This window comes from Variovorax sp. H27-G14, from assembly GCF_046156345.1.
Taxonomy (GTDB): domain Bacteria; phylum Pseudomonadota; class Gammaproteobacteria; order Burkholderiales; family Burkholderiaceae_C; genus Variovorax.
The window spans coordinates 474,875-488,173 of the sequence record NZ_JAYLVN010000003.1 but is presented as its reverse complement, the minus strand read 5'-3'; the positions used below and the strand labels follow the sequence as shown (position 1 = coordinate 488,173).

Sequence of the window (13,299 nt, the reverse complement as noted above, 5' to 3'; positions counted from 1 at the left end):
GCGGGGGTCTATGCCTCTTTGTAGTCGCCGCGGCGCGCGGCCTGGTTGCTGCGGGTGCGAAGCACAAGCGCCTGCTGCGCGACCGACACGTTGGCCGCGTCGCCCTTCCATGCGTCGAGCGCGGGCTGCTGCACCGCACGCGAGAACGAAAAGGTCAGCGCCCACGGCATGCGCGACCTGAAGCGGATGTTCATTTCGTTGAGCCGGGCAGAGGCCAGCTGCGCCGACTGCCCGCCCGAGAGAAACGCCACGCCGGGCACTGCGGCGGGCACCGTGCGCAGCAGGCAGTTCACCGTGGCCTCGGCCACCGCTTCGACCGAATCCTGCGTGGCCGCCTTTGCGGCGGGCAGCACCATGTTCGGCTTCAGCAGCATGCCTTCGAGCAGCACGCCCTGCAGGCGCAATGCGGCAAAGGTCTGCTGGAGCACTTCTTCCGTGACCTCGGCGCAGCGTGCGAGCGAATGGTCGCCGTCCATCAGCACCTCGGGCTCGACGATGGGCACCAGGCCGGCCTCCTGGCACAGCGCCGCATAGCGTGCGAGCGCGTGGGCGTTGACGCTGATGCAGGCGCGCGTCGGCAGGCCCTTGTCGATGGCGATCACACCGCGCCACTTGGCAAAGCGCGCGCCCATGCCGGCGTATTCGGCCAGGCGCTCGCGCAGGCCGTCCAGGCCTTCTGTGACGGTCTCGCCGGGGTGGCCGGCCAGCGGCTTGGCGCCCATGTCGACCTTGATGCCGGGGATGATGCCCACGCCTTCCAGCGCCTTGGCAAAGGGCTGGCCCGCGTTGGTTTTCTGGCGGATGGTTTCGTCGAACAGAATCGCGCCGCTGATGCTGTCGCCCAGGCCCGGCGCGGTGACGATCAGCTCGCGCCAGTCGCGCCGCGCGGCCTCGGTCTGTGGAATGCCCAGCGCGGCAAAGCGCTTGTTGCAGGTGGCGTTGCTCTCGTCCATCGCGAGCAAGCCCTTGTCGCCGGCGACCAGCGCTTGCGCGGTCTCCATCAATGTCTGTGCAGTCATGGGTCGTGGCACCTTTCGTGCGGCCATCCTACGCCCTCTCCCACCATTCCATGGCGTAGCACCGCCACCTGATCGCTGACCGACTTGGCGCGCCATTCAATGCCGTGCGCCGGGTCTTTGCCCCGCCGATGTCAACGGGCGTTAACCTCCGCGCGGGGCACCGTCCTCAAAGGAGATCTGGATGAAGAGCAGGTCACCACAGTGTCATGGGCATCGTGTGGAAACACGGGGTTGGCTGGGTTGGCCGGGCGGGCTTGCGCTTGCCGCGGCCACGGTCTTTGCGCCTTCGGCATTTGCCGAACTGGGCGGCACGCCCACGCTGGGCACGGTCGCCCCGCAGCCGGTTCAACGACGCGCCGACGCCGCGTCGAACAAGATGGCCACCACCGAACAGGCAAGCACCGCGACGGATTGGCACACACGAGAAGCCACGCAGGCAGACGGCCTGGTCGAACGGGAGTACCTGACCGCCGACGGCAAGGTGTTCGCAGTGGCTTGGCGCGGCCCGCACCGGCCGGAGCTCTCGGTGCTGCTGGGCATGCCCTACGCCACGCAAATGTCCGCCAACGCGCGCGCGCTGCGCCAGCAAGGCCAGGGCTCTCACCGCACGACCTCGCAGAGCGACGAGGCATTTGCTGTGCGGGCGTCCACGCGCCAGCGCCTTTCGTCGGGCGTGGCATGGCTGCCTTCGTTGCTGCCGCCCGGCGTCGACCCGGGCGCGCTGTCCATTGCGCCGGGCTCCTGACCCTTTCAACGCCTGCCACCGGCACCCCTCCAAATGACACCACGAGACGCTCGCAATGCATCGGCCGCCAGGCCCGGCGCGTGGACGAACGCCATGCGCCTGATGCGCAGTACGGGTGCCATGGCACTGTGCGCGGCAAGCCTGCTGGGCGTCGTTGCCTGCGGCGGCGGCGGCGGTGGTGGGGGTGGCGGCGGGGGTGCCTTGCCGATCGGCTTCGCACTGCCCGGCGGCACGACGCCGGCCGCAACACCCGCACCGGCACCGACCCCGACGGCCACCTCGCAGAACGCCGTGTCCCTCACTGTCTCCCGCGGAACGGATGCCAGCGGCGTCAATCTTCCGCAGGTCAGCGTGCAGCTCTGCGCACCGGGCACGGGCACCTGCCAGACGATCGACAACGTGCTGATCGACACCGGCTCCACGGGCGTGCGAATCGCGGCCGGCGCGCTCAATGCGTCGCTGCTGGCCGCCTTGCCCCGCGAGCAGGTGAGCGGCGGCCCGCTGAACGCGTGCGAGCAGTTTCTCGACGGCTACACCTGGGGAACGATGCGCATGGCCGACGTCACGCTGGGGCCGAAGTCGGCGGCATCGCAGCCGCTGCAGATCATCGGCGACCCGGCGGCGGGCACTGTGCCGTCCGCATGCACGGACCACGGCACGCTGCAGGCCGAGAACACGCCCGCCGACCTGGGAACGAACGGCATCATCGGCGTCGCCGCCTTTCTGCAGGACTGCGGTGCCGCCTGCGCGCAGCAGGCCGTGTCGGCCACCTACTACGCCTGCCCCTCGGGCGGCACCTGCCAGAGCACGGCGGTTCCCGTGGCCATGCAGTCGCAGAACGTCGTTGCCAGCTTCGCGCAGGACAACAACGGCGTCGTGCTCAGCCTGCCCGCGATTGGCGCGCAAGGCCAGGGCACGACAGTCGGCACGCTGTACTTCGGCGTCGCCACCCAAGCCAACAACGCGATGAGCGGGGCGACGGTGCTGCAAACGAATGCGCAAACGCTCAGCGTCTCGGCCACCTACAAGAACGCGAGTTTCCCCGACAGCTTTCTGGACAGCGGATCGAACTTCTTCTTTCTGAGCGATGCGTCGATCACGCCGTGTGCGAGCAACAGCGCTTACGCGGGCTTCTATTGCCCGGCGAACACGCTGAGCCTGACGGCCAGTTTCACCGCGGCCGCCGGGCCCGCGTTGAACCAGGCCTTCTCCGTTGCGAGCGCGCAATCGCTGTTTGCCAACAACCCGGGTGCGGTGGCGGTCAACAACGTGGCCGCCACGAAAAGCGCGACCAACGCCATCGACTTTGGCCTTCCGTTCTTCTACGGCCGGCTGGTGGCCGTGCTCAACGAGGGGCAGACCGCGCTGGGCCAGCATGGGCCGTTCACCGCGCTGGCTTCGCCCTGAGGGGGGATGGACGAGGCCGAGGCCGAGGCTGCGGTCAGGCCACGCGCACCAGATAGTCGGGAAACTGCGGCTCGGGCAGCACCGCCAGCACCTTGAGCTGCTGCTGGGTGCGCTTGCGCGCGGCCTGCAGATGGGCCGTGAACGCCTCGGCGGCCGAAGCGAATTGCCCCTCGCACAGCGGCTCCACGATGGCCCGGTACTCGCCGAGCACCAGCGGGCTGAGCGGTTGCTCGAACATGCGCAGGAAGGTGCGATTGACGATCAGCGGCATCTGGCATTGCCGCAGGATGCCGAGCATCTTGGTGTTGGCGTGCTTCGAAAGACAGTCGCCATGAATCTGGCTTTCGATGCGCAGCAGCTCTTCGGTGCCGACCGCCGCCGGGTCGCTCAGGGCCTGGCGCAAGCCGAGCAAGAACTGCGCGTCCAACTTCGGGCCGCTCTCCAGCAAGGCGGCCGGCGCGAGCAGCAGCAGCAGCTCGAAGTCCTGTGCAATGGCGCGCGCGGTGAGCGGCCCGGCGCGCCAGGCGGCATAGGCGCTTTTTTCGACCAGGCCACGGTCGACCAGCCGGCTCAGCACCTCGCGCAACGCCACCCGGTTGACGTTGAAGTACGCCATGGCCCGCGCCTCGTCGATGCGAAAGTGGCCGAACACCACGGCGGCCGAAATCGACCGCTCGAACTCGCCGTGGATGCGCTCGCTTTCGGACGGAATGTAGATGGTCGCGCCCTGCGCGTCCTGCCCGAGCGAGGCTTCGTCGATGGCCAGCCGCTGCGGCTCCACCTGCTGGCCGCGCGGCGCCACCATGTAGCCGCGCCCCGAGAATTTTTGCAACAGCCCTTCTTCGTGCAGAAGATGAAAGGCCTTGCGCACCGGTACCCGGCTGGTGCCGAACACGTCGGCCACCGGCCCCTCCAGCAGGACCAGACCGGACACGATGCGCTTGTTGACGATGGCGTGCCGCAGCCGGTTGCGGATCACTTCGTAGCGCAGCTTGCGCTCGCCCGCTTCGGTGCCGGTGGCTGGCGGCGTCATTTGCTTCTGCTCACTGTCGTGCAGTCCTGTCTCTTGTTCTCGTTGGGTTTTCAGCCGCTGCGCAGGAACTCGGTCCATTTGCGCACCAGGTAGTTGTGCTCGTCCATCACGATGTTCCAAACGGCCACGTTGCTCATTCGCTGTGTGTAGGAACCGCCGTCGCGCACGCTGCCGCGGCGGATCAGGATATTACCGTCCGGCCCGGGGAGGTCTTCGCTGGCCGGCTCTCCCTCGTACCAGTAGCCCCATTCGGCAGCGCTCAGGTGCGCGCGCGTGCGCTGCGGGTTGGAGATGTAGAAGCCCTGGCGCGCCATGGCGGCGCCCGCCCAGCCCGAGTGCCACCAATTCAGGTAGCGGTAGGCCGCGTCGAGCTTGGGGCCCTGCGCGCGGCGCGAAATGCCCATGCCGCCGTACCAGGCGCGGTAGCCCTCGCCGGGACACGCGAGCCGGTAGGCCAGCCCGGCTTTCTCGTAGGCTGAGATGGCGGGCGACCAGTTGCTCTGAATGGCCACGCGAGCATCGATCATCATGCGCGCGGCATCGGTGTAGTTGCCCCAGAAGCCGCGGAACAGGCCGGCCTTTTTCTTGGCCATGAGCAGCGCAATCATCTGGTCGATTTCTTCGATCTCCAGGTTGCTGATGTCGCGGAACGTCATCTCGCCGCTGGCCCGCAGCGCCAGCACCGCGTCGAGTGCGCCGATGGCGGCATCGGCCTGCAGCGCCACGCGGCCAGTGCATTGGGGCGACACCAGCCACGACCAGCTTTCATGCGCGATGTCGAAGAGCTGCGAAACCTCGCCCGGCAGGTAGACGAAGCTGTCTGCGTTGTGCGTGAGCGGCAGCATGCTGATGCGCGTGGTGGGCGCATCGCCTACGCTGCCGTCCGCCTGCACATACAGCCGCGTCACCGGGTTGCAGCCTTGCCCGTAGCGCGAATCCGGCGCGAGCCGGCCTGTTTTGGGCAGCGCATTGACTTCGGGCCAGTGCACGAGCCGGTCCAGCTCGATGGCCTGCAGCGCGCCGGCCGGCCAGAGGTAGTCGATGCTGTGGAACCACTGGTCGTACACGTCGAAGCTGCCTTGCTCGATCACGGCCTGGCGTTGCGCGTCGAAACCGTCGAGCACTTCGAAATGAATACGCAGCCCCAGCTCCGCCATGGCGCGCTTGCGCACCGCCTCGGTGAGCGTGACCGACGTGCCCAGCACGCGCAGCTCGGTTCTCTTCGATCCCGATGCGGGCATGGCTAGGCTCTGGCCATGGCAAGCGCCGGGGCCGAACCTTCTTGCGCATAGAAGTTTTCGAACGCCCGCCATGACGCGGTCACGGCCTCTTCAGAGAGGCCTTGCGTGATGAAGACCAGGCGGGAATGTCGGTTGTCGTCGGGCCACGCGTCGAGGTGTTCAGGCGGGTGCATCAAGTGTCCGATCCCATGCAAGACAGTGGGTTGGCCCTGCGCGAACCCTTCTGCCGCAATGCCGAGCAGCCCCTTGATGCGCAGCAGTCGGTCGCCATGACGGTGCACCAGCAGGGTCAGCCACAGGGTGAGCGTGAACCATTCTATGGGTCGCTCGAACACCATGCAGAACGCGCTGGCCTGCGTTTGCGCGAGATGCCGCGCATGTTCACTGCCCTGTCGCGCGAGGTCGAAGGCAAGGCCCGCGTCGGACGGGGTTCGCATCGTGCCCGCGCTCACGCGTGCAATCCATCGCGCGATGTCGTCGGCAGGTTCGTGCGCGATGTCGTCGTGCCATGGCGTCGGTCCGGTCGGAGCTTCCAGCTGCGTGGCCAGCGGGTTGAGCCCGTCGAGCATCGCGCGCAACGCCGCCGCTTGCTCCGCGCTCACCAGGTCGGTCTTGCTGAGCCACAGGGTGTCGGCCGCGGCCACCTGCGCGGTCCATTCGGGGTGCAGCGCGTGCTGCTGTTCGGCATGCACCGCGTCGACGACGGTGGAAACGAAGGCGGGCCGAAAGTGGTGGCGCAGTTGCGCGTCGCCCAGCAGCGTGGCCAGCACCGGGCCCGGTGTTGCAAGGCCGGTGGTCTCGATCACCACGCGGCGGAACGGCGGCAGCTCCCCGCGCTGGCGGCGCGAGAAGAGGCGCATGAGCGCGTCCTTCAGCTCACCCCTTATCGAGCAACAGATGCAGCCGTTGTCGAGCAGCACGGTGTCCGCATCGATGGCGCCGACCAGCAGATGGTCGAGGCCGACGTCGCCGAACTCGTTGATGAGCACTGCGGTGTCTGCTGCGCCGCTGCCTTTCAGCCAGCGCCGCAGCAGCGTGGTCTTGCCGCTGCCCAGAAAGCCGGTGAGGATGCCGACGGGCAGCACGTCGAATGCGATGTCGGTCATGGGGCCTTCATGTCGTTGGGCCAGGGCATGGCCAGCGGATCGATCGAGCGCCCCAGCAGCTGCTCCGCCGCGCCCCACAGCGCGCTGAAGTCGGGCACCAGCACGCTCGCGCCCGTCGGCCCGATCAGCAGGTACGACTGGCCGTGAAAGTCGTGCAGCTCCAGCCTGAAGAGCTTCAGCAGCCGGTTGGCCCGCGCGATCTGCAGCAGGCGCTGGCGCCGCCCCTGCACGCTGCCGGCGGCCGCGTGGCTCCAGTGCGCCGCGCCTTGCAACAACCCACACATTCCACACATGGTGCATCGCCTTTCAGGGCATCACGTCGCCGGAGTTGGGCCCCAGCGTCTGGCCCACGTACAGGTTGCCACCGGGGTCTGACGCCAGCAACACCGCGGTGGGCGCCACCTCTTCGGGGCGCCCGAAGCGGCCCAGCGGAAGGCTGGCTTCCTTGGCCCGCTTCCAGTCGGCGCTGATGCCGTCGACCAGCGGCGTGGCGATGGGCCCGGGCGCAATGGCATTGACCAGCACGTTGAACGGCGCCATCTCCAGCGCCAGCGACTTGGTGAAGCCGATCACGCCCGCCTTGGCGGCGGCGTAGTGGCACAGCTCCACACCGCCCTTGATGCCCAGCTGCGAAGCCACGTTGATCACCCGCCCCCAGCGCTGCGCGCTCATGTGCGGAATGGCCCTGCGCGCGCAGAGAAACACGCTGCGCAGGTCAACGCGCAGCATGTCGTCCCACATCTGCGTCGGCATGCTTGCGCACGGCGACTGGGTCAGCATGCCGGCGTTGTTGACCAGAATGTCGATGCCGCCCCAGGCGTGCACGCAGGCGTCGATGGCGCGGTTGGCCACCGCTTCGTCGCTGATGTCGCCCACCACGGTCTCCGCATGGCCGCCGGCCTCGCGGCAGCGGCGCGCCACGTCTTCCACCCGCGCGCAGTCGAGGTCGGCCAACAACAGGCTGGCACCGGCTTGCGCATAGGCCAGCGCAATGGCGGCACCGATGCCGCTGCCCGCGCCGGTCACCACGGCGCGCCGTCCTTGCAGAAGTGTGTCGTTCATGTCGAGTTCCTTGCGTGTCAGTTGGGCCAGCGCACGGTGAGGCCGCCGTCTGCAATGACCGATTGACCGGTGATGTAGGAGGCGTCGTCGCTGGTCAAGAAGCGGATCAGCGCCGCCACTTCGCGCGCCTTGCCGACCCGCCCCAGCGGAATGCCGGTGGCCGCCTGCCGCAGACCTTCGGGCCCCAGCGAATTGACAGGGTCGAGCGACTGCGGTGTTTCGATCAACCCGGGAATCACGCAGTTGCAGCGGATGCCGCGCGGCGACAGCTCCATCGCCACCGCGCGGCACAGGCCGGTGACGCCCGCCTTTGCCGCCGAGTAGTGCACGTGCTTCTCCCACCCGTACACGCCCCCTGCGATGGACGACACCGCGACCATCGATCCGCCATCGCCCATGTGGCGGGCGGCCGCACGAAAGGTGCGCATCACGCCGCTCAGGTCGACGTTGATCACGTCCATCCATTGCGCGTCGCTCATGGCCGTGAGCGCGGACTGGCGCAGCAGTCCGGCGTTGGCGACCGCGTGGTCGATGCGCCCGAAGCGCTCGATGGCGGCTTGCGCGAAATGTTCGACCTGCTCGGTATCGCCCACGTCCACGGCCACCATGGCGCAGCGCCCGCCTGCCTCGGCCACCAGCCGTTCGGTCTGCGCCGGATCGTGCGGGTCGCCCGGAAAATAGCCGCCCACCACCGCCACGCCGATCCGCGCATAAGCCACCGCCAGCGCCTGGCCGATGCCGCTGGCGGCACCGGTGACCAACGCCACCCGGCCCGCTGAAGTTGTCGATGAAGTCATGTGGCGCGCCCCTTACTTGACGGACTTCGGGTCGACGTGCGGCACCAGCATCATCACCACGCCGGAAATGACGCAGGGCACCGCCCCCCAGTAGACGGCGGCCTGCACCCAGTCGGCACCGTGCGACAGCGTGTAGGTGATGCCGAAGCCCGCCGCAATGGCGCCCACCTGCCCCATGGCATTGACGAACGATCCGGCGGTTGCGCGAATGTGGCTCGGAAAGCTTTCGCCGACCAGAAACAGCACCGCCGCATACGGGCCGATCAGAAAGAACAGCCCGAGCGAGTACAGCGGCACGATGCGCCAGAAGTCGCCCTGCGGCGCCTGCAGCATCATGTAGAACGCGACCCCGCCCAGCACCCAGCCGATGGCGACGGCCGTGCGCCGCCCGATGCGGTCACCCAGCCAGCCGTGGAACATGTAGCCCAGAAAGCCGGCCAGATTGGAAATGATCAGCACCTGCAGGGCATTGGAGAAGTCCACGCCCTTGCCCGGTGTTCCGCCCGAACCGCCGAGCACCGACGTGCCCAGCACCGCGAAGATCACGATGGCGAACCAGTTCAAAAAGAAGCCCAGCGCCAGCGACAGCGTCGGCCGCAGCGAGGCGCCCTTGAACATGGCCGACATGCCCGTGTGGTGCCGCGCGGCCAGGTCCACGCCCTGGGACTGCGCCAGGCGCTGCGCGTCGCCCGTGCGCCCTTCCTGCTGCAGCCTGGCGATGCGCTGGCCGGTGAGGAACTGCGGTGTTTCGACCAGCCTGCGCCCGAGCACCGCGATCACGATGGCCGGAAACATCGCGAACACGAAGGACAGCGCCCAGCCACCGCCCGCGCCGAACCAGCGCTCGCCCAAGGGATACAGCGCCGCGACCAGCACCGCGGTCAGCACCGCCCCCACAGGCCAGCCGCCCTGCACCAGCGAGTAGATGAAGCCGCGCCGCCTGGTAGCGGCCGGATCGGTGTGCACCAGGGAGAACAGCTCGCTCAGGTAGGTGGCGTTGATGCTCTGCTCCGCGTAGCCCAGGCCGGCCAGCGAACGCACCAGAATCAGCAGCACGAAGCCCACGCCGGCCGACACGCCGATCACCCAGCCCGCGAACGCCGTGAGCCCCGAACACAGGGCCGCGCCCGCAACGGCAATGATGATGCCCTTGCGCCGGCCCAGCTTGTCCGCGATGGGGCCGATGCCGAACGCGACGATCACCGTGCCCAGCGTGACCCAGGTATTGAGGTTGGTCTGCTGGTCGGCGGTCCACTTGAAGTGGTCGCCGAGCCGGGGCAGCAAGGTGCCGAAAAGAATGAAGTCGTACACCGCGAAGACCCAGGCGAAGAAGCACACCCAGGTGGCGTAATGGACCTGCTTCTTGGTGACGACAGGGGGTGTCCAGGCGGCTGCGGCGTGTTCGGCTGCTGCCGCCTGGCCGGCGGCTGCTGCAGCCTGGCCGGCGGCTGTTGCGGCATGCGAAGGGGTAGAGGCGTTCATGGCTGTTGTTCGCTTTCTGCGGGTGGGTGCCGTGCGCTGCGCGTGCCTCAGCCGCGCGGGCTGCGGCGCAGGAAGTCGTCGGCAATCTGGTCGCAGGTCATGAAGCGCACGCCGTCGTGGGCCTTGAAGTGCTCGATGAGCCGCTCGAGCATCAGCAGCACCTGCGGCCTGCCGGACACGTCCGGGTGAATGGTGATGGGGAACACCGCGTAGTCGTGCTCGCGGTACACCCAGTCGAACTGGTCGCGCCACATCTGCTCGATGTCGCGCGGGTTCACGAAGCCGTGGCTGTTGGGCGACTTCTTGATGAACATCATTGGCGGCAGGTCGTCCAGGTACCAGTTGGCCGGAATCTCCACCAGCGAGGTTTCGGTGCCGCGCTCCAGCGGCTTCATCCATGCGTCGGGGTGCTTGCTGTAGTCGATGCGGGTCCACTTGTCGCCCACGCGCACGTAGTACGGATGAAAGTCGTTGTGCATCAGGCTGTGGTCGTACTTGATGCCCTTCTTGATGAGCAGCTCGTTGGTGATGGGGCTGAACTCCCACCACGGCGCCACATAGCCGGTGGGCGCCCTGCCCGCGAGCCGCGTGATGACGTCGATGCTCTTGTCGAGCACGGCTTCTTCCTGCTCGGGCGTCATGGCAATCGGGTTCTCGTGGCTGTAGCCGTGAATGCCCAGCTCGTGGCCCGCGTCGACCACGGCCTTCATCTGATCGGGAAAGGTCTCGGCCGAGTGGCCGGGCACGAACCACGTGGTGGTCAGGCCGTATTTCTTGAACATCTTGAGCAGCCGCGGAGAGCCCACCTCGCCCGCGAACATGCCGCGCGAGATGTCGTCGGGCGAATCCTCACCGCCATACGAGCCGAGCCAGCCACCGACAGCGTCCACGTCGACGCCGAACGTTACGAAGATTTCCTTGGTCATGTTCATTCACTCCTTGGGGTGGGTTGGGGACAGCACTTGATCTAGCGAAAAACCGATATGAGCCTTTGCCTTGGCACTCGCCGTCATCGCGTTCTGGGTGCGGTTCAGGTTCATCATTTCCATTTTTTGTACTTTGATATAAAAGTACATTTAAACGGAATGTAGGAGTTTTTTGTGTGCCTGATTTAGGGGTTAACCCGCACAGCCCATGCAACGCGTCACGCAACGCACCACGCCGCATCACGCCGCGACGGGCCTCGATGCGGCGTTTTTTCGGTTGTGGAATAGCGGATGGGCTTCGGCACCTTTGCGGTGTCGAATCGCCGCGAGCGCGCTGCTCGCAGCCCTGCGATCTGCAGCAGGAAGCTGCTAGATCACGTTCTTCTCAAGCAACGGCCGGTTCTCCAGAACGCGCGCAAAAGACAACGGCGAAAGATCAAGACTGCGGTATTCGCCGAAGCGAATCAGCTCCGCCACGCCGCGCCCCGCCGCCGGGCACTGCTGCAGCCCATGCCCGGAGAAGCCGTTGGCAAAGAACAGGTTGTCGCAGTCCGGGTGCAAGCCAAGGATCGCGTTGTGATCGAACAGGTTCATCTCGTAATACCCAGCCCATGCGCCGGTCATGCGGATGGCTTCGAAGGCAGGCACGCGTTCGGCCAATGCGGGCCAGATGAATTCGTCGAAGGCGCCGTATTCGACTTCGAGCGGGGCGTCGTCAGGGTCCTGGTCTTCGGGCGGTGCAAAGCCGCAGATGAACTGGCGGCCTTCCGGGCGCAGCCAGATGCCGGAGGTGTCGATCACCAGCGGGCAGCCGGGCAGCGTGTCGGGGCACGAAAAGCTGAACACGCTGCGGCGGCGTGCGCGCACCGGCAGGTCGATGCCGACCCATCCGGCCACCTTGGCCGCCCATGCGCCCGCGGCGTTGACCACCACGTCGGCGGCCAGCGTCTCGCCGTTGTCGAGCTGCACGCCGGTCACGGTGCGGCCGTTGCGCCGCAGGCCGGTCGCATGCGCCTGCACATAGCGCGCGCCCTGCGAGGCGGCCTTCTTGCGAAAGGCCTGCAGCAGGCTGTAGCCGTCGTACCAGCCCTCGCCCGAGAGGCCGAGCGATGCAAGTGCGATGCCTTCGGTCGAGATCCACGGGAAGCGCGCCTTCAGTTCATCGGGCGCGAGCAGCGCCACGTCCACCGCGTGCGCCTTCTGCATCGCATGGTTCTCGCGCAGCACGCCCTCGCCCGCCGGCGAGGCCAGGTACAGATAGCCCGGTTCGACCAGGCCGATGTCGGGCACGTTTTGCCCCACCTTCAAGGTCTCGCCTAGGTGGCGGAAGAAGTCGATTCCGTAGAGCGACATCTGGATGTTGATGGCGGTGGAGAACTGCTGCCGGATCGAGCTGGCCGACAGCGCCGACGACGCCTGCTTGTAAGAAAAGTCGCGCTCGAACACGGTGACCTCGAAGGGCTCCGCCTCCGGGTTCCGTGTCAGGAAGTAGGCGATGGCCGAGCCGATGGCCCCGCCGCCGATGATCACCACACGACGCATTGAATGCCTTCCTTGGTTGCTGCTCATGGCTGTTGCAGATGCATGTACGCCAGTTGCGCCGCCGCCAGGTCCCACAGCGCATGGCCCACGGTCTTGATCAGCACCGGCCCGGTTCTGGCCGCTTGCGATGCAGTGGCAAAGGCCTGCACGGTGGACCAGTCGATGCCCGCCTGAATCAGGTCGCCCGCCTCGGCGCGCGCACCCTCCAGCGTATCCACAAACACGGCGCATCGGCGCACCAGTTCGGGCGGCACCTCGGCCATGTCGGCGCGGTAGGCACCAACGGCTATCACGGTGGCGTCCGGCCGAACGCTCGATGGCACCACGGGACGCGACGCGTTGGTGGTGGCGACGATCAGGTCGGCCTCTTGGGCAACGCCGGCCGCATCGGCGATCGCGTTGGCGTCCACGCCCAGCGCGCGCATGTGTTGCGCGAGCTGTTCCGCATGCCCCTGTCTTCGCGCATGCACCCAGAGGCGGCGCACGCCCGCGACCTCTGCAAAGGCCTCGGCATGCGCGAGCGCCTGCACGCCCGCGCCGATCAGCAGCATGCGGCCCCCGACGCTGCGCCCTGCCCGCGCGGCACCGGCCAGCGAGAGCGCCGCGGTGCGCCGTGCGGTCAGCACGTTGCCGTCCATCGCAAGCAGGCGGGTGCCGGTGGCGGCGTCCATGAGCGTGACCTCGCCCTGCACCACCGGCAGGCCGATGGCCGCGTTGCCGGCGTGCACGCTCACGGTCTTGAGCGCGGCGAAGCGCGGGCCAGCGGCCGGCATGAGCAGCAGCGCGCCGCCACCGGCCAGCGGCACGGCAGTGCGCGGCGCCGCATGCGCCTCACCGCGGCGTTCGCTCTCGAACATATGCAGCAGCGCTTTGACCAACGCGCCGTAGGGCAGCGCGGCGGCCGTCTGCGCAGCGTTCAGCGTCCGCATGTGCGACCGG

General features: G+C 67.6%; 13 protein-coding genes. 2 read left to right on the top strand and 11 right to left on the bottom strand.

The features are described from left to right. Positions 1 to 8 precede the first annotated feature (8 nt). Positions 9 to 1,019: a class I fructose-bisphosphate aldolase gene (locus tag VLK31_RS11285; RefSeq protein WP_409168483.1), complete on the bottom strand. Its 1,011-nt coding sequence runs from the start codon at positions 1,017 to 1,019 to the stop codon at positions 9 to 11. A 217-nt stretch (positions 1,020 to 1,236) separates the two neighbouring features. Between VLK31_RS11285 and VLK31_RS11280 the strand changes: the two genes are divergently transcribed. Then, positions 1,237 to 1,764: a DUF2844 domain-containing protein gene (locus VLK31_RS11280; RefSeq protein WP_409168482.1), complete on the top strand. Its 528-nt coding sequence runs from the start codon at positions 1,237 to 1,239 to the stop codon at positions 1,762 to 1,764. Between the two features lie 33 nt (positions 1,765 to 1,797). Next, the gene (locus tag VLK31_RS11275; RefSeq protein ID WP_409168481.1) at positions 1,798 to 3,171 is read left to right on the top strand and encodes a DUF3443 family protein; all 1,374 of its coding nucleotides are present in this window, start codon (positions 1,798 to 1,800) and stop codon (positions 3,169 to 3,171) included. Positions 3,172 to 3,205: 34 nt separating this feature from the next. On the opposite strand, the gene VLK31_RS11270 is transcribed toward VLK31_RS11275, so the two are convergent. From VLK31_RS11270 to VLK31_RS11225, 10 genes are all read right to left on the bottom strand, one after another. Beyond that, positions 3,206 to 4,204 carry a GntR family transcriptional regulator gene (locus VLK31_RS11270; RefSeq protein ID WP_409168480.1) on the bottom strand — a complete coding sequence of 333 codons (999 nt, stop codon included), beginning with the start codon at positions 4,202 to 4,204 and terminating at the stop codon, positions 3,206 to 3,208. A gap of 50 nt (positions 4,205 to 4,254) precedes the next feature. Beyond that, positions 4,255 to 5,445 carry a PotD/PotF family extracellular solute-binding protein gene (locus tag VLK31_RS11265; protein ID WP_409168479.1) on the bottom strand — a complete coding sequence of 397 codons (1,191 nt, stop codon included), beginning with the start codon at positions 5,443 to 5,445 and terminating at the stop codon, positions 4,255 to 4,257. A 2-nt stretch (positions 5,446 to 5,447) separates the two neighbouring features. Further along, positions 5,448 to 6,551, bottom strand: coding sequence for a CobW family GTP-binding protein (locus tag VLK31_RS11260; protein WP_409168478.1), 1,104 nt, complete (start codon positions 6,549 to 6,551; stop codon positions 5,448 to 5,450). Then, positions 6,548 to 6,844: a hypothetical protein gene (locus VLK31_RS11255; RefSeq protein WP_409168477.1), complete on the bottom strand. Its 297-nt coding sequence runs from the start codon at positions 6,842 to 6,844 to the stop codon at positions 6,548 to 6,550. Before VLK31_RS11255 ends, VLK31_RS11260 begins: the two co-directional genes overlap by 4 nt. A gap of 13 nt (positions 6,845 to 6,857) precedes the next feature. Continuing rightward, complete coding sequence (locus VLK31_RS11250) at positions 6,858 to 7,613, bottom strand: SDR family NAD(P)-dependent oxidoreductase (RefSeq protein WP_409168476.1); 756 nt, start codon at positions 7,611 to 7,613, stop codon at positions 6,858 to 6,860. A 17-nt stretch (positions 7,614 to 7,630) separates the two neighbouring features. Then, positions 7,631 to 8,410: an SDR family NAD(P)-dependent oxidoreductase gene (locus VLK31_RS11245; protein WP_409168475.1), complete on the bottom strand. Its 780-nt coding sequence runs from the start codon at positions 8,408 to 8,410 to the stop codon at positions 7,631 to 7,633. Positions 8,411 to 8,422: 12 nt separating this feature from the next. After that, positions 8,423 to 9,892, bottom strand: coding sequence for an MFS transporter (locus VLK31_RS11240; protein WP_409168474.1), 1,470 nt, complete (start codon positions 9,890 to 9,892; stop codon positions 8,423 to 8,425). A 47-nt stretch (positions 9,893 to 9,939) separates the two neighbouring features. Continuing rightward, on the bottom strand, positions 9,940 to 10,818 hold the full coding sequence (locus VLK31_RS11235) for a polysaccharide deacetylase family protein (protein ID WP_409168473.1): 879 nt from the start codon (positions 10,816 to 10,818) through the stop codon (positions 9,940 to 9,942). Positions 10,819 to 11,187: 369 nt separating this feature from the next. Further along, positions 11,188 to 12,360 carry an NAD(P)/FAD-dependent oxidoreductase gene (locus VLK31_RS11230; protein ID WP_409168472.1) on the bottom strand — a complete coding sequence of 391 codons (1,173 nt, stop codon included), beginning with the start codon at positions 12,358 to 12,360 and terminating at the stop codon, positions 11,188 to 11,190. Between the two features lie 23 nt (positions 12,361 to 12,383). After that, positions 12,384 to 13,289: a delta(1)-pyrroline-2-carboxylate reductase family protein gene (locus VLK31_RS11225; RefSeq protein WP_409168471.1), complete on the bottom strand. Its 906-nt coding sequence runs from the start codon at positions 13,287 to 13,289 to the stop codon at positions 12,384 to 12,386. Between the last annotated feature and the right edge of the window lie 10 nt (positions 13,290 to 13,299).